Here is an 18,773-nt window from a genome sequence, read left to right as displayed (position 1 = left end):
TTTGCTAATGGGCAAATATTTGATGGCGGTTTTTGTGCGTGTTTTTGCACAAAAAGTGACAGCGAATTTTTGTCCTATTGAGCTTCTTGTTAGGGGTTTAATTCACTTCGGACTTTACTATGTTATTCCGAAGTTACTCATTCCCCCAACGCTTTTTTATTTATCTTCGGACGTTGATACTTGCTCCGAAGTCTCGTATTCCACTAACACGTTTTAATGCTTATTCCGCTTTATCCACTTAGCACGATGACCTATGCGAAGAATATTATTTCTTAATTTCAATCCTTTAAGTGGGATGCCCCACAACTAAAGCGTATTAGTTTACGGCAAATTCACACGCTAACTTTTGCTTTTAACACGGGCTAACCTTTGCAGCTTTGCTTCACTGCGGCGTACTATTTTTGACGCTCAGGCTGACGTAACTATATGCCTTTAAGATCCCTAACGCCACGCTAAGCGGCAAAAAATTGTTGGCTATAATTAGCGAGGAACGAGCAAAAGCCAACTGTTTTTTGTCCGTTCTTGAGCGCCTTGTTATGTTTTTGAACCACCGCAAGTAAACGTCTCTTCCCCTAAGTGATATATATTATTTATTCCAACATATACACCAGAAATAACTCCAGTTATTGGGAGTAAAATAACACCACTAATAGAATAAAAACTATTTGTACCTTTAGCCGCATCAACAACTTTTAATGTTTTTTTATCGCTAGATATTTCACACTTATTAATATATGAGTGATCATCAACAGGCAGTACTGCACATCCACTTATAAAAAGGGCAAGAATAAAAAGAGTAAATTTCATTAAGATATCATCCATGATTGAATTAAAAACATAACGCCACAATAAGAGGCAGAGTTAAGCTTGGCTATAATCCGTGAGGAACGAACGCGAGCCAAGCTTGACGCGTCCGACTTTATTGACTTGTTATAAATACTAACCACGTAATTGCGATGTTATAGAGTCTTGAATTGTTTTGTCATATTCATTATCACTTACCAAATCAAGACAAAGCTCCTTTGTGCAATAGGAAACAAATTTGATTAGTTTATTCTCCGAGTTTTTTGCGGTTAACTCATAAAGTGTATAAGACTTAAACTGACTTTCATTTACGACAACATCAGTTGAACTTTCTTTAAAGTCAGCCACCAAATCTATATTATTTAGTCGAAAATTATAAAAGTACATGCGTTGTAAAGAGTCTTTACAAGCGTATAAAATTGAAAAGTCCTGGGCAACTAAATCTGCCATTGCTTTACAGCTTGAATTTAAAACCAAAGAATCAGGAAGTATTTTCACAACAACTCCGTTTTCTTCTTTGGCTGAAATGTTAAAAGCTATAAACAATAATACTATGGTGAAAATTTTCATTGAACCTTCCTTGTATTTATAACAGTTTAATAGCAGGAATAATTCATATCTATTACATGAAATTCCATTACTACTATAAATAAATTTAATTATGATAAATATAACCTAACTGATTATTTTTTAGAATATATTTAATTTTTAACTGTCAATATAGCACATTAAATTATCTTCATATTCGTAAAAAACGAGAATCAAACCTATACTGTATAAAAACACAGCAAGGAAGCTATAAAATGTCATCACCTTTTTTACAAATGATCGAAGATAAAATGCGTTTAAAAAGATACGCGAAACGAACAATCCAAACATACGTTTACTGGATAAAAGGCTATATAATTTTCATTGGTAAAAAACATCCTGCCACTTGTCACAATACTGAAGTCGAAAAGTATTTATCATATTTAACAAATTCACTCAATCTGGCACCTAGAACACAAGGAATTGCGTTAAATGCATTAGTTTTTCTTTATCTTCACATATTAAATAATCCTTTATCATTAGAGCTAAACTTTAATAAAAGCAAACTGAGCAATAAGTTACCTGTTGTTTTAACACCAACTGAAGTCAAGTTGCTGTTAGCTGAAATAAATGCGAATTATATTTTGCCTTGTCAACTCATGTATGGAAGCGGTCTACGGCTTATGGAAGCTACTCGATTAAGGATACAAGATATCGATTTTAAGTATTTTTGTATCAATATATGGCAAAGCAAAGGAAATAAAAGCCGTCGGGTAACTTTAGCAAAAGAATTAATTCCTGCGTTAAAACAACAAATTGCGCATGCTACGTCTTATTTTGAAGCGGATAAGCGTAATAAACATTATCAAGGCGTTTATTTACCGTTCGCATTAGCAAAAAAATATCCGTCTGCGCCGTTCGAGTTGGGCTGGCATTATTTATTCCCTGCTAAACGACTCAGTATAGATCCTGAAGTTCAAGCTTTAAGACGCCATCATATTAATGAAACTAGCGTGCGTAAAGCCGTTAAAACAGCAAGCAATACCCTGTCGTTCAATAAACATGTAACCTGTCATACCTTCAGACATTCATTTGCCACTCATTTATTACAACGAGGTGCAGACATTAGAACCGTTCAAGAGCAATTAGGTCATACCGATGTCAGAACAACTCAAATTTATACACATGTTATTGAACAAGGGGCTAATGGTGTCAGAAGTCCGTTATCAGACTTATAAAAAAGCCGTTCAATATGAACGGCTATAATTAATTTTAACGATTTAAGCTTTAAAATGACTTAACTTTTCGATGCAATATACTCAGCAACAAAGTCTTCAAGTACGTTTAACGGTACCGGACCATTTTTCAAGATAATGTCATGATATTCACGTATATCAAATTTTTCACCTAATGCTGTTTTTGCTTTTTCACGTAATTCAACAATTTTAAGCATACCAATTTTATAGGCAGTTGCTTGCGATGGCATGACTACATGACGTTCAACCATTTTAACGGCATCTGATTTTGCGTTAGGCGTATTATTTACATAATATTCAATACCTTGTTCACGCGTCCATTTTTTAGTGTGAATACCCGTATCTACCACTAATCGACATGCACGCCATAATTCCATCGCTAAACGACCAAAATCTGAGTATGGGTCTTGATATAAACCAATTTCTTTCGGGATCATCTCACTATAAAGACCCCAACCTTCTGTATGAGCGGTATAGCCACCGTATTTTCTAAACATAGGTAGGCCTTCTAGCTCTTGCTTTATTGCCATCTGCATATGATGGCCCGGAATTCCTTCGTGATAAGCAAGTGCTGCCATTTGATAGGTAGGCATTGCTTCCATGTCATACAAATTAGCATAGTAGATACCCGGACGAGATCCGTCTGGCGCTGGTGATTGATAAAACGCTTTACCTGCAGACTTTTCTCTAAACGCTTCAACGGCTTTAACTTTTAGTTCAGCTTTCGGCTTAGTTAAAAATAAGCTATCTAAACGCCCTTTCATGTCGTCAATTAACGCAACAGCTTCACTTAAATAACGTGCTTTGCCAGCTTCGTCACCTGCATAATAAAACTGTTTATCACTACGCATAAATTCCATAAAGGCTTTTAAATCACCTTCAAAACCAACTTTATCTTTAATTACACGCATTTCATCATGAATACGGCTGACTTCACTCAACCCAATTTCATGAATTTCATTCGCGGTTAAATCTGTTGTGGTGGTGCGTTTTAGGGCGTTGTTGAAAAACGCTTCGCCTTCAGGGAATTTCCAAGCACCATCTCTATCATCAGCTTTTGATTCTAGGTGATTTAAATAAGTAATGAGATCTTCATATCCAGGCTTTAAATGTGTTGTTAAAGCCGTTTCTACTGCTTTAATTAAGGCTGATTTTTTCTCATCGTCAATCTCTAGCTTAGTCACTTTACGGGTAAAGTCAGCAAGTACGGTGCTTGCTTCACCATTTTCAAAGGGAGCACCAGTTATAATGTTATTTGAATCACGAATCACATGTTCAAAAACAAACTTAGGCGCAATAATGCCTCGCTCTTCACGAAGTTTTAAGTTATCAACTAATTGTTTCAATAAAGTTTTTGTGCCTTTTACCCGTGCGATATAATCTTGTGCTTCTTTTTCATTGGCAATTGAATGTTGATTGATCAAAAAAGCAGGAATTTGAGAGTGAAGACCAAACATTTGATTAACAGGGTAACTATGAAAACGCCATTTATGATCAGCAATGCTATTTTCTAGTTTTTGTACATATAAGGTATGACTAATTTTAGTTTGTGCGTCTAATTTGCTTACATCTATGGCTTTAATTGTTGCCAGATCCTTTTTAGTGATGGCAAGTTCTTTTAACGTGTTTTCTTCTGAAATATCATTCCACTTGTCGTAATCATCCTTTATGCCTAAATAAGTTTGAAACATAGGATTGCGCATCACACCAGCTTTATATAATTCGTCGAATAATTTATTGGCTTGTGCAGAAGCGTCTAAGTTTGTTTCAGCAACAGACGTTTCAACTTTTGATGCACTTTGTGCAGAATTCTCTTTGGCAGTTTCTTGACTATCATTACACGCGGTTAACATCAAAGCTGATGAAACAGCAACGGCTAATACTGATTTTTTTATCATAGGATCTATTTATTGTTATCAAAGAAGGATTTCATTTTTCCCACAATGACAAGATAAGCGCAAGCTTTTCGGGATTAATTGGCAGAAAATTAAGATAAAAGTAGTAAAGAATGTTGAACGAAGGTGCCACTTAGCACCTTACGTATGTAAATCAGTAGAATTGATGAGCAGTTAAGGTTATGCGTCTAATACCGCGTTCAATCGTGCAAAACCTTGGCTGAGATCGACAATTAAGTCATCAACATTTTCTAAACCTATATGTAAACGAATCAAAGGCTGTTCGTAAGGCCATTGGGTGGCCGTTCGGAGTCTGCCAACGTTAGTATTCGCGAGAATTAAACTTTCAAATCCTCCCCATGAATAACCCATTTTAAAATGATGCATACCGTCTAACAGTGCATTTACCGAGGCTTGATTTCCCCGTGTTAATACAAAAGAAAATAAACCATTACCGCCGGTAAAATCACGTTTAAAAATATCATGGCCCGGACAACTTTCAAACGCAGGATGCAATATCACATCTACTTCATCTCGAGTAGCAAGCCAGTTCGCTACTTTTAAGGCATTGTCTTGGTGCTGTTTTAATCTCACACCTAAAGTACGAATACCGCGCATCGCCAAATATAAGTCATCAGGAGAAGTACATTGTCCCATCAAATAACTGTTTTCACGCAGTTGCTCCCAATGTTCTTCTGTAGCGATAGCGGTACCCAGCATGACATCAGAATGGCCAACAATATATTTAGTTGCAGCTTGAATGGAAATATCAACACCAAAATCAAATGGCTGAAAATTTACCCCTGCCGACCAGGTATTATCAAGCATGACAATACAATTATGTTGATGAGCCACTTTTGCTATGGCAGGTACGTCTTGCACTTCCATGGTGATAGAACCCGGTGATTCTAAAAATATCACAGAGGTATTTTTTTGAATTAACGATTCAATGTCTGCACCGATTAACGGATCGTAATACGTGGTTTCAACGCCAATATTTTTGAGTATTTTGTCGCAGAAATCTCGCGTTGGTTCATAGGCGGTGTCTACCATTAAGATATGATCACCCGTTTTTACAAAGGATAAAATGGCATTGGTAATAGCAGCAGTGCCTGACGGGTAAATAGCACAACCTGCTCCGCCTTCTAATTCGGTCATCGCATCACTAAAAGCAAAAGAGGTTGATGTTCCGCGACGGCCATAAAAGAGTACTTGATTACCGCGATTAACAGTGGCATGTTTCATTTGTTTAACAGAGTCAAAAACAACGGTTGAAGCACGTTCTACCGGTGGGTTAACTACGCCTCGCGTCCATTTTGATTGTCGACCGGCATTTACAAACTTTGTCTCTTTTTTCATCACATGGGTACTCTTTTTAAGCAGAATATCACTAATTAACAGCAAATTGGCCATGATAAAACACAACCATCTAGCCATCTAAATAGCTATTTATATTAATGTTATAACGTGAATAGTTATCAGTTGCACGATATTTTTTATAACGATATTTTATTAATTAAATAAATTCATCTGAGCATCGGTAATTTCAGAAAAACTTGTACCGATAAACGGCAAAATAGCATCGGCGACAGTGGCAAGTTGTTTATCTACGTATACTTGATAATCCAGCGGTGCACTAACATAACCTTTCGCTTGCGGGCCAACCGTAGTTAAGTAGTACTCTATCCAACCTTTGTTTTGAAATTTTAAAGGCTTATTAGCTTTATTATTTATTTCATCAGCTAATCGAGCGGCTTTAATATGCGGTGGCACGTTTTTCACGTATTGATCTAATTTTCGACGGATGCGTTTACGATAAATAAGTAAGTCATCCATTTCACCATTTTTGGTTTTATTAACAAAATCAATAATATAATTTGTTACTTCTTCGCCATTAAAAACTTTTAAATAAAGCTCTCGTTGAAATTTTTTCGCAAGTTCCGTCCAGTCAGTTCGAACACTTTCCAAGCCTTTAAATATTAGCGCTTGTTGGCCATTTTTAATGACTATTCCCGCATAACGTTTTTTTGTTCCTACCTCTAGCCCTCTAATAGTCGGCATAAAGAATTGCGTAAAGTGAGTCTCAAATTCAATTTCTAACTGGCTTTCAATATCAAAGTCAGTTTTAAGTTTTGCTTGCCATTTATCATTAATAAAATGTTGTAATACCTCACCTAAACTTTTACATTCGTCTGGTGTTTTATCATTGCCAACATGGACAAAAATTGAATCTGTATCGCCATAGATCACTTTATAGCCTTTATCTTCTATCCAGCTTTTAGTGACTTTTAATAATTCGTGGCTTCTTTTGGTAATTGAGCCTGATAAACGAGGATCAAAAAATCGGCAACCTGTAGAGCCTAAAATGCCATAGAATGAATTCATAATAATTTTTATTGCTTGTGACAATGCGGCGTTTTGCTCTTTTTTCGCTTTATCACGCTCAAGCCATAATTTGTTAATAATATCGGGGAGAAAGTGTTTATCTCTTGAAAACAACGCTCCGTCAAAGCCTTCAATAGCATTGTCAGGATCGTTTAATCCTTCGATCATCCCCATAGGGTCGATATTAAACGAGCGAATTATACTGGGGTACAAGCTTTTAAAATCAAGCACTAAAACATTTTTATATAAACCGGGGATCGAGTCCATCACATAGCCGCCGGGCGAAACGAGTCCTTGTAAACCATCTCCCATGTTAGGGGCAACATAACCAGCACGGTGTAATTTAGGTAAATATAAATTAGTAAATGCCGCCACTGAGCCGCCTATTCGGTCAACAGTTAAACCTGTTAATTGTGCCCGTAGCATGGCAAAGTCGAGTAATTGAGTTTTATTAAAAATCAAGGTGACTAATCGACAATCTTCTAGGTTATATGCCGCTAATGCTAGCTTATCATGATGAAAATTATCGGTAATTTCTTTGATGCGATTATCAACATCGTCGACTTTTTTCGCTAAGCCTAATAATTCTCGTGCAACGTAATCTAAGGAAAAGCTTGGAAAATTGTATGTAGCGGTTTTTAATAAGTCGATTCCATCTAGAATGATCCTACCATTTACGTCGATAAATTGTTGTTCACTGTTTTGATTTTTACGCCAACGTGGCGCTCGACCATCACGGCCGATCGTAAAGTTTATGCCATACAAATCACATCGTTTTTGTAACAAAGCAAAATCGAACTGAATAACATTCCAACCAATAAAAACATCAGGATCATTGACTTCAATCCACTCAATCAAAGTTTTCAGCAAAGTTTGTTCATCACTTAGCCAAACAATATTCGTCTCAATATCAGAGGCTTGCTGATCGTTTAGCTTTTTTGACTTAGCAAAAGTATTTGGGGAGCCGATCATCAATACTTTTTTTAACGCTTGATTGTTTAGGTTTTCCGAGTAAAGACCAATAGAGTACAACTCTCCTTTCATCGAGCACTCTATATCAAGGGAAACCATAGATAAACAAATGGCGTCAAGCGTTTGTTCAGCCGGTATTGCCCGAGATTTATGAACAAGATGAACAGGAAAGCGACTTTTTCGTTGCCCAGCGGTTAACGATTGCTGATCAGCTAAGGTAAAATGTGCACTGGCGGTAATAAATCGCTCCATTAAGTAGCGATCTTCTGGACGAAAATCGTCTTCATAACATTTTACATCGTGCGTTTTGAGTATCTCTCGCGCACGATAGAATTCTCTCATCGTAGAAAAATAAACAGCTACCACAGGCACTTGCCCAAAGGTTTTAAGCGGTACAGGTTTTATATTTTCGACAATAACGTTATTGTCATTTAACAAATTGCTGGCTTTGCTTTGTTGCTCAGCTTCGACAAAAAATACCGCTTTTTCATGCTTAACCAGAAAATTTCTTACACCATTGTGACTCTTTAACCAGAAAGACAACTCGATACCTTGTTTAGTATCATAGGCTTGGCGCGTTAAAATAAAGCCACTTAAATGAGCCGCGGGTGTGTTTATCGAAGAAATTGTCATGAAAAGGTTCTATTAGTGCCTAATAACCTGTTATTATATACAGCATTGTATGATAAAAATTACTTTATGGATAGTTGGCCAGCGCCTACAACATACTACTTATGTTAACAGATAAGATAAAACAAATAATACGCACGGCTTACAAAACCATTGGGGAAAACCTAACTAATTTTAATCCTAGAAAACAACAAACGTTTTTAATTGCAGAAATTGCTAAAACCCTAGCGGGTGATTACGATAAATCTCGAAAAATCATTACTATCGAAGCAGGAACCGGCACGGGTAAATCACTTGCCTATTCGTTAGGTGCTATTCCATTGGCTTTATCTCGGCAAAAAACCGTTTGTATTTCCACCGCAACGGTTGCACTGCAAGAACAATTAGTGGATAAAGATTTGCCTTTTTTAAAAGAGCATTCAGGATTAAATTTTAATTTTAGTTTAGTCAAAGGGCGACAACGCTACGTATGCCAACAAAAATTAGCAGCGGCAGTTAGCCAACATGACAACCCTCAAGCTGGCTTTACCTTTGCCCAAAAACCTAGTGCTATGGATATCAAGTTATTAAGTAATTTACATAACGCACTGAAAAATAACCAATGGCAAGGTGATATTGATTCTTGGGCAGACCCAATCCCTCACTATATTTGGCAACAAATACAATCAGACAAACATAGCTGTTTAAAAACTTTAGCAGAGCATGCACATTGCCCTTTTCATAAAGCAAGAGAAGCGATGGTAACTTGTGAAGTTTTGGTGATAAACCATAGTTTATTACTCGCGGATCTTGAACTAGGTGGTGGCAGAATATTGCCCGCACCAGAAGACGTTTTTTATATTATTGATGAAGCTCATCACTTACCCAAGGTAACGCGTGACCATTCAAGTGCAAGTGTAACTTTGAAGGGATCCCTTGACTGGCTTGAAAAGTTAAAAGAATTATCTGCAAAACTGTCTAAGTTGATAAAATCACAATCAGTGATCAGTCCATCGATAAAACTTAGCGATGATTGCCAAGACTTAATCGGTGAATTGAATAAAGTAGTAAGCTTTATTGATAATAATCAAGCGTTATATTTTGCGGAACAAGTGGACAAACATAATCGTTTTGCAAGAGAAGATGACAACAGTATTTACCGGTTTGAAAATGGCATAATCCCAAAAAACTTAAAAAATTGGGCGGAAGATTTAACCGAACTCAGTAAAAAATGTCTCACTCAAAGTAATAAGCTTTATAACCTGTTAATGGAGTCGGTCAAAGACGGTGATGTACAAATGTATTTAGCCGAGCCAGCTTTAGCTGAATGCGGTTTTATGATCCAACGCTTAGAAAACTTTCATGCTTTGTGGGCCATGTATGCAGTGTCGGATAACGAAAAAGGGGCGCCGATGGCTCGCTGGATGGAAAAAATCAGCTCAAAACGCCAAGACATTTTATTATCGGCATCTCCTATTGAAGTAGGTTTTACCCTAGAAGATAACTTATGGAGTAAGTGTGAAGGTGCCGTGTTATGCTCTGCCACCATTTTAGCGCTAAATTCATTCGACCATTTTCGCCGACAAGTAGGTTTACAAACCAACGACGGCACACAATATCAAAAAGTAGACTCGCCTTTTGATTATCAAAATAACGCTAAACTGCTGGTTCACCCAATGCAAAATGAACCAAGCGCTCATGAATTTACAGATGAATTAATTAAAGAATTACCTGCCATAATCAAGCAAGACAAAGCAACTTTAGTATTGTTTTCTTCTTATTGGCAGATGGAGCAAGTTGCAAAATCATTGAGAGAAGATCACAAACTTAGCATTCAAGTACAAGGTGAGCAGTCTCGCCAACATATTATCGAACAGCATAAAAAGTTATGTGATGACGACAAAGACAGTATAATTTTTGGTACACAAAGTTTTTCTGAAGGTTTAGATTTACCTGGCAAATATTTAACCAATTTAATCATTACTAAGTTACCTTTTTCCGTACCAACCTCGCCTGTAGAACAAGCTCAAGCTGAATATATAACCACTAAAGGCGGTAACCCATTTATGTCAATTTCGGTTCCAGAAACGTCAAAAAAATTAGTTCAGGCCACAGGACGTTTACTGCGAAATGAGCAAGACACCGGCACAATCACCATTATGGACACCCGATTAGTGTCTAAACGTTACGGTAAAGACTTGCTTAACTCTTTACCGCCCTATCGACGTAGTTAATTTTTATTATCAGTTTGATTAAAAAGTGCCAATTATACACGCTTAGCCATGTTGCATTGACAGCTCTACTTGTCTGGAGTTTGTGAGTGTAACGGCTTAATGTTTCCGGGTATCGAAAAATATTCACGTCCTGATTGTTGTAATTGCTTTGGCACAGCCATAGGCACATGAATACCTATATTAGTTTTTGCGCCGATAATATTATCCAAAATATCACGCCCCTCAGCTGAGTATAAAAACCAATAGGGAGGAAAATTTACCTCCGTTATTTTTTTTCGCCAAAAGCTTCGGTAGGGTAAATAATGATCATCATCAGGATCAGCATCCCCCATATGCATCACGGTCGTGTGTTGACTAGCAGTATCATCAATAGCATGATTTAGCGTCACTCGAAAAACGATATTTTCAACCTCCGCCCGACTCGGCCAGCCGGCATGTGGGATCCTAACGGCATCAATTAGAAACTCACCAATTTTTTGCTGCCATGGTTGATCGCCAATATTTAAATTAACTGAGATAAGCCTTTCGTGACTAATAGTTTTATTCAGCTTTTTTAACTGGGTGTTGATCTTATCAATTGCTTGTTTGGGGCCAACGAGTTTAGTGTTTGTAAAACGTAATAAATAACTAACAACTTCATCGACGGCAAAGTGATCGCGATGTGCATGGCTAATTAAAATCAAATTGATCGCATTAAACGGGGCTGTACCGCTAAAAATATCCCTTTTTAACGTGTCTGGCACCAATTGATATATTCGAATATTGTCATGAAAAAACGGATCAAATAACAGCTTACTGTTTGAAATATTGACAAATAACGCTTCATTGCCTAAGTACTTAACATAAGATTGAAATGTTAATTTTGAAGCTAATACTTGCGATGATTTTCCCTGACTATGTGACGCGTTGTGAGTGGTAGAAACCTGCCCTTTAGTATGAAAATTATGTGCGTATACCTTAAATGCTGATGACATATACAATAGTGATAACATAAAATAGATGATAAAAAAGCGCGATCCAACCAAGGTTAATCGATGGCCATTTTTATTTTCCGTCGGATTTTTTAACAAACGCGTCATAAGTTGTGTAGTCATATTAGCTCTTTAACGATTCAAAAAATTTTAATGAAAATGACCTTTACTGACCATCATATTTTATCGTTAATGATCACAGTAATTTCTTAACAAGTTTATTCTGCCGTAAACACGCGTGAAAGTAATGTAGATTTGTTACCTTCTTGGTTATAATACGCGCCGAACGTCTACGTTCCTGAGTTTATACGGTAATTTTACATCTGAGAATATTATGTCTACAAATCTTGCACCTTCAACGTCTTTAACCCCTCAACAGAAAAGTCAGTTAGCAAAATTAGAAAAGCGCTTACGTCGTCATGTTGGTCAAGCCATTGCTCAATACAATATGATTGAAGATGGGGATCGTATTATGGTGTGTTTGTCCGGAGGCAAAGACAGCTACGCGATGTTATCAATATTGATGATTTTAAAAGAATCCGCACCTATCAACTTTGAATTAATTGCAGTCAATTTAGATCAAAAACAACCGGGTTTTCCTGAGCATGTTTTACCAAATTACTTAACGTCATTGGGCGTTGAATATAAAATTATTGAAGAAGATACCTACGCTATTGTTAAAGACAAAATTCCTGAAGGTAAAACCACCTGTAGTTTATGCTCACGTTTACGTCGCGCCGTTTTGTACAAAGCAGCTAAAGCCCTAGGAGCAACGAAGATAGCTTTAGGCCATCATCGAGACGATATGATTGAAACTATGATGTTAAATATGTTCTATGGTGGAAAGTTAAAGTCAATGCCTGCAAAACTAGTTTCAGATAATGGCGAACATGTAGTGATTCGACCATTAGCCTTTTGTAAAGAAAGTGAATTAATACAGTACGCCCAATTAAAAGCATTCCCAATCATTCCTTGTAATTTATGTGGCTCACAACCTAACTTACAAAGGCAAAATATTAAAAAGATGCTCAATGACTGGCACGAAAATTTTCCAGGTAGAATTGAGTCTATGTTCACCGCAATGCAAAATATTGTGCCTTCGCATTTATGTGACAGTGAACTCTTTGACTTTAAATCAATTAACGCCCACTCGGGTATTATCAATGGCGGGGATACTGCTTTTGATCAAGAAACACACTTTTCTTCAACAAGTAATGATACTTCGGCTGCTATCAATGTTGATCAAGCCAATGTTTTAAACATCACTGAAATCAAATAACAATATAAATAAGTGAAGGGTCCCTTAATGTTAGAAAAAATATTTTTGCTAAAAGATCACAACACCACCCTAAGGCAAGAAGTCGTTGCTGGCATCACCACCTTTTTAACCATGGCATACATAATTTTTGTTAATCCTGCCATGCTAGCGGATAGTGGCATGGACCACGGAGCAATTTTTGTAGCCACCTGTGTTGCTGCCGCAATTGGTTGTTTTGTTATGGGATTTATTGCCAATTACCCAATTGCCCTTGCTCCAGGAATGGGCTTGAATGCCTTTTTCACTTATACCGTTGTTTTAGAAATGGGCTATACATGGCAAGTGGCATTAGGGGGTGTTTTTATCTCTGGTTGTGTATTTATTGTATTAAGTTTATTTAATATTCGAGAATGGATCATTAATGCCATTCCTCACTCATTACGTTTTGGCATCGCTGCAGGTATAGGGTTATTTCTCGCTTTTATTGCACTTAAAAATGCCGGAATTGTAATTGATAGCCCAGCTACGCTATTAACCCTTGGTGATATTACTGCCTTTTCTGCGGTCATGGCGGCATTAGGCTTATTTATTATTGTTGGGCTGGTTAATCGAAATATTAACGGCGCGGTGATGATCTCTATTTTACTGATCACAATATTAAGTATACTTTTTGGTAAGGTTGATTATTCTGGCATCATTTCAATGCCCCCTTCGGTTACGCCTACCTTGATGCAATTAGATATTTCAGGTGCCCTAGAAGTGGGCATGTTAAGCGTGATTTTTGCCTTTTTATTTGTCGATTTATTTGATACTTCTGGGACATTAATTGCCGTTGCTCAACGAGGCAATCTTTTAGATGACAAAGGAAACTTCCCCCGTTTAGGAAAAGCATTATTAGCAGATTCAACGGCTACCGTCGCGGGTAGTATGTTAGGTACATCAACCACCACCAGTTATGTCGAAAGCACGGCAGGTGTTGCTGCTGGTGGTCGAACGGGCTTGACGGCGGTTACCGTTGGCGTACTATTTTTATTGGCGTTGTTTTTCGCTCCTTTAGCGGCTATGGTTCCATCGTATGCAACGGCTGGCCCATTATTTTACGTGGCGGTGTTGATGTTAGCAGGACTTGTTCATGTAAAATGGGATAATATCTCTGATGCCGTGCCGGTTGCAGTTATTTGTATCACTATGCCGCTAACGTTTTCGATAGCTCATGGCATTGCATTTGGCTTTATCAGTTATGTCGCTGTAAGGTTATTTAGTGGCCACACTAAAGAGCTTAATATCAGTGTCTGCTTGTTAGCGTTATTATTTTTAGTAAAATTTATCTTTTTTGCTTAAGTATTGCTTTTATGCGGATAAATGAATGACGGTGAGTAAAATGCCGTGAAAGAGTTTGCGTTTCTATTAACTTAATTTATAACGATAGAAACGCAAATAATCATTTGTTTTTAAAATACTTTTTGTTATGTCTGATCATCTCTGATATTTCTAAGACATAATCACTTCCTCGTTCTGAATATGGCAATAATCCGGTAGCTAAAACTTCTGCTGTCAGGGGTTGTTGATTTGCATGGAGTTGTGCGCGGATCGAACGAAAAACTTGATAAGCTTGATTCGTATTAATGTTATGTAAGTAATGCTTCACCGCTTTTTCTACCGAGGTAAACGCCGCAACTTCGTGATCTAACCCTTCATCACGACTATTAGGCACCATGCCACAACCTTTTTTAAAGCACCATATACCAAAGAAGTTTAATCCGATCCTTGCAAACCTTGAAGTGCCCCATGCAGATTCATTTGCCGCTTGAACTAACACTAATGCCGTAGGGACAATATCCACTTTCGTTAAAAGCTTTTCTACTTTTTGGGTCAAGGTTGGCGCGTTTTTAACTTTGTACTGTTTAACAAAACTTGCAACTAAAGCTTGTTCTTCTTCGGTTAAGCCTTCATTAGCCTTGAGCTTATTATTGATAGCAATGACTTGTTTCCGTCGCTTAATAATTCGGTTGTTTTCTTTGATGATCTCAGGGCGTAAAAAATTAAAAAATGTTTTTTTCTTTTTATTGATATCAACAATTTTGCTAAATTTTGGCAAATCTACATCATGTAGCGGCTTTTCAACTTTCTTAATTGGACCGACAGCTTTGTCGGTTTTTTTAGAGGCAATCGCCGTATATTTTTCTTGCTCAGTGAATGGTTTGATTAACATATAGAGAAAGACCACTCCTAAGGCAAAAATTACGATGTTCATTTTTTTCATTAACTCCTCCTCTATACATAATCTAACGCTGAAACTAACGTTGCTGTATTTTGAATTTTTCTTATTGTTTAGATCAGCTTGATAAATGATTTATCGCTAAACAAATAACCGTCATAAAAGCTGCTAATAGTTTTAAGTACAACTGACTATGCGATTACGCGGTGAACGTTGTATCAATATCATTAGCGCTACCTTTTGCAATACTGAGTTGCATGCCAAAGATTTCACGATATAAGATCCCTTTCACATTATAAAAAAGTGGTGCCACATAAGTTAAGCCAAACATAGTCACAACGCCACCTAACAATGCCGCTGAACCATTCCCTAATAAAAGCAAAGGTAAACTGACAGTAATTAAAAGAAAAAACAATATTAAGTAAATAGCGAAAAGGTTAAACCACTGGAATCGGGTTGCTTGTAATGACAGTGTGATCGCTTTTAATGGTGAGAAACGTTTCTCAACTACCAATGGCAAAACCAACGATAAGGCAACTGCCAAATAAATACCGGGAATAACAAATAAGGTAATCCCCATTGTCACCAGCGTTGAGGTTAATAAAGCACAAATGGCGACCCAACTGCCTCGTTTTAAAAATGCAAACACGAGTTTAGGATTGGTTTTTAAACCGACTGCGTGAAAAACCCCCATCATCTCTACCCCAACTAAAAAAGGGTAAACCACTAAGGTCACTATAATGTTTAATAAGGCGCTACTTTGTTGATTTTTGAAAACTTCCTCTATACCACCTAAATATTGACTAATGATTAAAGTAATCACAATGCCAATAGATAAAGTAAACAGTAAACCGACATTTATCGCGATACGTGATTTACTGGTTGTCGCCCACGCTTCGGCTAAAATGGCTTTTACATCAATGCTGTACTCACCTTTAACGGCCTTTTCTAAACTACCACCTACTTGTAAAACTGATCGCTCTTCCACACATCACCTTAATTTTATTTAACTTAAATTGGTCAAAAAACATAAAAAACAACAGACCAAAGGGCTATTATACCCAATAGAAATACCCGATTGGAAATTTATTTTATGAACACAGATACAGCGACTATTCTCTTTAACTTCAAGATAGATTTACCTGACATATTACGTCTTATTTAACGCTGCAAAGTAAATGAGCGTGATATTATCGTCGATGAATTTGTTTTAAGATTTGTTTGAAAAACTGACTGCCTTTTTCACGCGCTAACTGAATGTTGTTTTCTGGTATTTGTTCCGGCTTATTATAAACAGAAAGCACTTTACTCATGCTCTCTTCCCTAAGTAGATGCAAGATGGGCAAAGGAGAACGATTAGTAAAATTAGCTGCATCATCAGCATCTTCACCATCAAAAACATAATCAGGATGAAAACTAGCGATCTGAAAGACTCCTTCAAAGCCTAAATCAAACAGTAGTTCGTTCGCGTAATCAACTAAATCTAAATAAGCGTCAAAGTTTCTAAAACCAAGGCTATAGACAATCAGCGTTGTTTCAATCGTCGGATTATTTTCTAAATACTCACATTGTTGCGCAAACTCTTCGAGTGCTTTTTCAAGTCTTACTTGTGAACAAACCTGATAGTGAATAGTGTTATTAACAAATTCTTTTTTAGCAAACGGGCAAAAATTCAAGCCAATAATTACTTTTTCTAACCATTGCTGTGTTTTTAAAATCGCGGGATGACTGTTATCTTGCATTGCATTTCCTGAACCGTGTATTAACGCCATTATTGGTTAGCGTGTTGTTGTAGTTGCCACATACGATAATAATGACTTTGATTTGCCAACAAGGTTTGATGATCGCCCTGCTCAACTAATTCCCCCTGATGCAACACGATAATTTGATCAGCATCGGTAATTGTTGATAAACGATGGGCAATCACTAAGCTAGTATGGTTTTGACTAACCTCTTTAATGGCCGTTAAAATCGCTTGCTCGGAGTGACTATCAAGTGATGAAGTGGCTTCATCAAAGACTAAAATAGCAGGATTTTTTAAAATCGTTCTAGCTATGGCAACTCGTTGTTTTTCACCACCTGAAAGCTTTAATCCTCGCTCACCGACCACCGTATCAACTCCTTTAGGCAATGATTCAACAAATCGACTTAAATGAGCAAGTTTAATAGCATTGTCAATATCCGCTTTACTTGCTTTTGTATTACCATAGCGAATATTTTCATACAGTGATTCATTAAATAACACAGTGTCTTGTGGCACTATGCCAATATTTTTGCGCAAAGAATGTTGACTAACCTCATCGATTTTTTGCCCATCTATAGTGATGTCACCTTGTTGGCAATCATAAAAGCGAAACAACAATTTAACTAAAGTAGATTTACCCGAGCCACTTTCTCCGACTACTGCAACTTTTTGTCCTGCCGGTACAATAAAGCTTAAGCCCTTAATAATTGGCCGCTCGGTTTGATAAGCAAAATGAACTTGATTAAAACGAATTTCCCCTTTAACAAGAGTTAATTCAGCGGCATTTTCCTGATCTTCAATCTTGGCTTTTTTGCCCATTAAGGTAAACATTTGCTCTATATTAGCTAAAGACCCTTTGATTTCTCGATAAACAAATCCTAGAAAACCTAATGGAATAAACAATTGCATCATAAAAGCATTGATTAAAACAAAATCACCTATCGTCATCTTATCGTGGGTGACTTGATAGGCCGCAAGGGCTAGCATGGCAGTCATTGACAATGAAATGATCACGGCTTGACCACCATTTAATGCAAACAAAGATAATCGATTTTGCATCTTGGCTTTTTCCCAATCGGCAAGTTGCTTGTCATAAGCATTGGCTTCATAGGCTTCGTTGGTAAAATATTTAACCGTTTCATAATTTAATAAACTGTCAATCGCTCGCGTATTACTCGATGAGTCGGCTTTGTTCGCTGCGCGAATATATTTTGTACGCCAATTGGTGGCATACACTGAATAAAGAACATACAAAACAATAGATGAGGTCGTGATCAAAGCAAACCAAAGCCCATAATTAACCAATAAAATACTGACAACCATCACTATTTCAATCAATGTGGGAACAACGCTAAATACCATAAAGCGCATTAAAAAACTAATGCCCGAAGTACCTCGGTCAATATCACGAGATAATCCGCCAGTTTGCCGATTTAAATGAAAATCTAAGTCTAATTGATGTAAATGTTGGAAAACTTTTAAACCAATACGTCTAATTGCACGTTCAGTGACTCGACCAAATAACGTATCGCGAATTTCAGCAAATAATACAATGGCTAAACGAACCACTCCGTAAGCAGCAACTAAAGCAAATGGCACGAGATAAATACGATTTTCCTGTTGAGTATCTAACGTATCAACAATATCTTTTAAAATAAATGGCAAATATACACTAGCAATTTTGGTTAAAATCAAACATAACAAGGCGAATAAAATACGCATTTTAAATTCTAACAAATACGGCACCAGCATTTTGACCACATGCCAATTAAAGGTGGTTACTTCTTGTTCGGGTTGATGAGAGCGACGCATATTACGGAAAACCTGAGCAGATAACTTGCAGGGAATTGAACTTTAACGAGTTTACTTGTCTTTTACAACTAAAAGCAAAACATGACT

15 protein-coding genes are annotated in these 18,773 nt (G+C 37.0%); 5 read left to right on the top strand and 10 right to left on the bottom strand.

Annotated elements, in window-relative coordinates; translation table 11 throughout:
• A partial coding sequence (locus ABXH06_RS17230) for a hypothetical protein (protein ID WP_353519014.1) occupies window positions 1–217 on the top strand: 217 nt, incomplete at its 5' end.
• A 317-nt stretch (window positions 218–534) separates the two neighbouring features.
• Here ABXH06_RS17230 and ABXH06_RS17225 read toward each other — a convergent pair.
• Both ABXH06_RS17225 and ABXH06_RS17220 read right to left on the bottom strand, forming a co-directional pair.
• Window positions 535–807 carry a hypothetical protein gene (locus tag ABXH06_RS17225; RefSeq protein WP_353519013.1) on the bottom strand — a complete coding sequence of 91 codons (273 nt, stop codon included), beginning with the start codon at window positions 805–807 and terminating at the stop codon, window positions 535–537.
• Window positions 808–939: 132 nt separating this feature from the next.
• Window positions 940–1,374, bottom strand: coding sequence for a hypothetical protein (locus ABXH06_RS17220; protein WP_099292763.1), 435 nt, complete (start codon window positions 1,372–1,374; stop codon window positions 940–942).
• A 233-nt stretch (window positions 1,375–1,607) separates the two neighbouring features.
• On the opposite strand from ABXH06_RS17220, the gene ABXH06_RS17215 reads away from it, so the two are divergent.
• Window positions 1,608–2,570 (top strand): integron integrase, encoded by a 963-nt coding sequence (locus ABXH06_RS17215; RefSeq protein WP_311584487.1) that lies wholly within the window; start codon window positions 1,608–1,610, stop codon window positions 2,568–2,570.
• A 59-nt stretch (window positions 2,571–2,629) separates the two neighbouring features.
• On the opposite strand, the gene ABXH06_RS17210 is transcribed toward ABXH06_RS17215, so the two are convergent.
• From ABXH06_RS17210 to ABXH06_RS17200, 3 genes are all read right to left on the bottom strand, one after another.
• Entirely contained in the window at window positions 2,630–4,486 is a 1,857-nt protein-coding gene (locus tag ABXH06_RS17210; RefSeq protein ID WP_353519012.1) for a DUF885 domain-containing protein, read from the bottom strand.
• A gap of 177 nt (window positions 4,487–4,663) precedes the next feature.
• On the bottom strand, window positions 4,664–5,842 hold the full coding sequence (locus tag ABXH06_RS17205; RefSeq protein WP_353519011.1) for a cystathionine beta-lyase: 1,179 nt from the start codon (window positions 5,840–5,842) through the stop codon (window positions 4,664–4,666).
• Window positions 5,843–5,995: 153 nt separating this feature from the next.
• Complete coding sequence (locus ABXH06_RS17200) at window positions 5,996–8,473, bottom strand: DNA polymerase II (RefSeq protein WP_353519010.1); 2,478 nt, start codon at window positions 8,471–8,473, stop codon at window positions 5,996–5,998.
• 101 nt (window positions 8,474–8,574) lie between these two features.
• On the opposite strand from ABXH06_RS17200, the gene dinG reads away from it, so the two are divergent.
• Window positions 8,575–10,683 carry an ATP-dependent DNA helicase DinG gene (dinG, locus tag ABXH06_RS17195; protein ID WP_353519009.1) on the top strand — a complete coding sequence of 703 codons (2,109 nt, stop codon included), beginning with the start codon at window positions 8,575–8,577 and terminating at the stop codon, window positions 10,681–10,683.
• A gap of 65 nt (window positions 10,684–10,748) precedes the next feature.
• Here dinG and ABXH06_RS17190 read toward each other — a convergent pair whose 3' ends face one another.
• Entirely contained in the window at window positions 10,749–11,777 is a 1,029-nt protein-coding gene (locus ABXH06_RS17190) for an MBL fold metallo-hydrolase (RefSeq protein ID WP_353519008.1), read from the bottom strand.
• 211 nt (window positions 11,778–11,988) lie between these two features.
• Between ABXH06_RS17190 and ttcA the strand changes: the two genes are divergently transcribed.
• Window positions 11,989–12,933 carry a tRNA 2-thiocytidine(32) synthetase TtcA gene (ttcA, locus tag ABXH06_RS17185; protein ID WP_311584502.1) on the top strand — a complete coding sequence of 315 codons (945 nt, stop codon included), beginning with the start codon at window positions 11,989–11,991 and terminating at the stop codon, window positions 12,931–12,933.
• A gap of 27 nt (window positions 12,934–12,960) precedes the next feature.
• Complete coding sequence (locus ABXH06_RS17180; RefSeq protein WP_353519007.1) at window positions 12,961–14,253, top strand: NCS2 family permease; 1,293 nt, start codon at window positions 12,961–12,963, stop codon at window positions 14,251–14,253.
• A gap of 100 nt (window positions 14,254–14,353) precedes the next feature.
• Here the strand turns inward: ABXH06_RS17180 and ABXH06_RS17175 are convergent, their stop codons facing one another.
• The 4 genes from ABXH06_RS17175 to ABXH06_RS17160 form a co-directional block, all read right to left on the bottom strand.
• Window positions 14,354–15,175, bottom strand: a complete 822-nt coding sequence (locus ABXH06_RS17175; protein ID WP_353519006.1) for a glucosaminidase domain-containing protein — start codon at window positions 15,173–15,175, stop codon at window positions 14,354–14,356.
• A gap of 154 nt (window positions 15,176–15,329) precedes the next feature.
• Window positions 15,330–16,118, bottom strand: a complete 789-nt coding sequence (locus tag ABXH06_RS17170) for a YciC family protein (protein WP_353519005.1) — start codon at window positions 16,116–16,118, stop codon at window positions 15,330–15,332.
• Between the two features lie 202 nt (window positions 16,119–16,320).
• Entirely contained in the window at window positions 16,321–16,902 is a 582-nt protein-coding gene (locus ABXH06_RS17165) for a DUF1415 domain-containing protein (protein ID WP_353519004.1), read from the bottom strand.
• Complete coding sequence (locus tag ABXH06_RS17160; RefSeq protein WP_353519003.1) at window positions 16,902–18,686, bottom strand: ABCB family ABC transporter ATP-binding protein/permease; 1,785 nt, start codon at window positions 18,684–18,686, stop codon at window positions 16,902–16,904. The genes ABXH06_RS17165 and ABXH06_RS17160 overlap by 1 nt, the downstream gene beginning before the upstream one ends.
• Between the last annotated feature and the right edge of the window lie 87 nt (window positions 18,687–18,773).

This window comes from Thalassotalea sp. SU-HH00458, from assembly GCF_040362795.1.
In the GTDB taxonomy this organism is placed as follows: domain Bacteria; phylum Pseudomonadota; class Gammaproteobacteria; order Enterobacterales; family Alteromonadaceae; genus Thalassotalea_H; species Thalassotalea_H castellviae.
The sequence above is the reverse complement of the archived record's forward strand: the minus strand, read 5'-3'. Positions and strand labels throughout refer to the sequence as shown.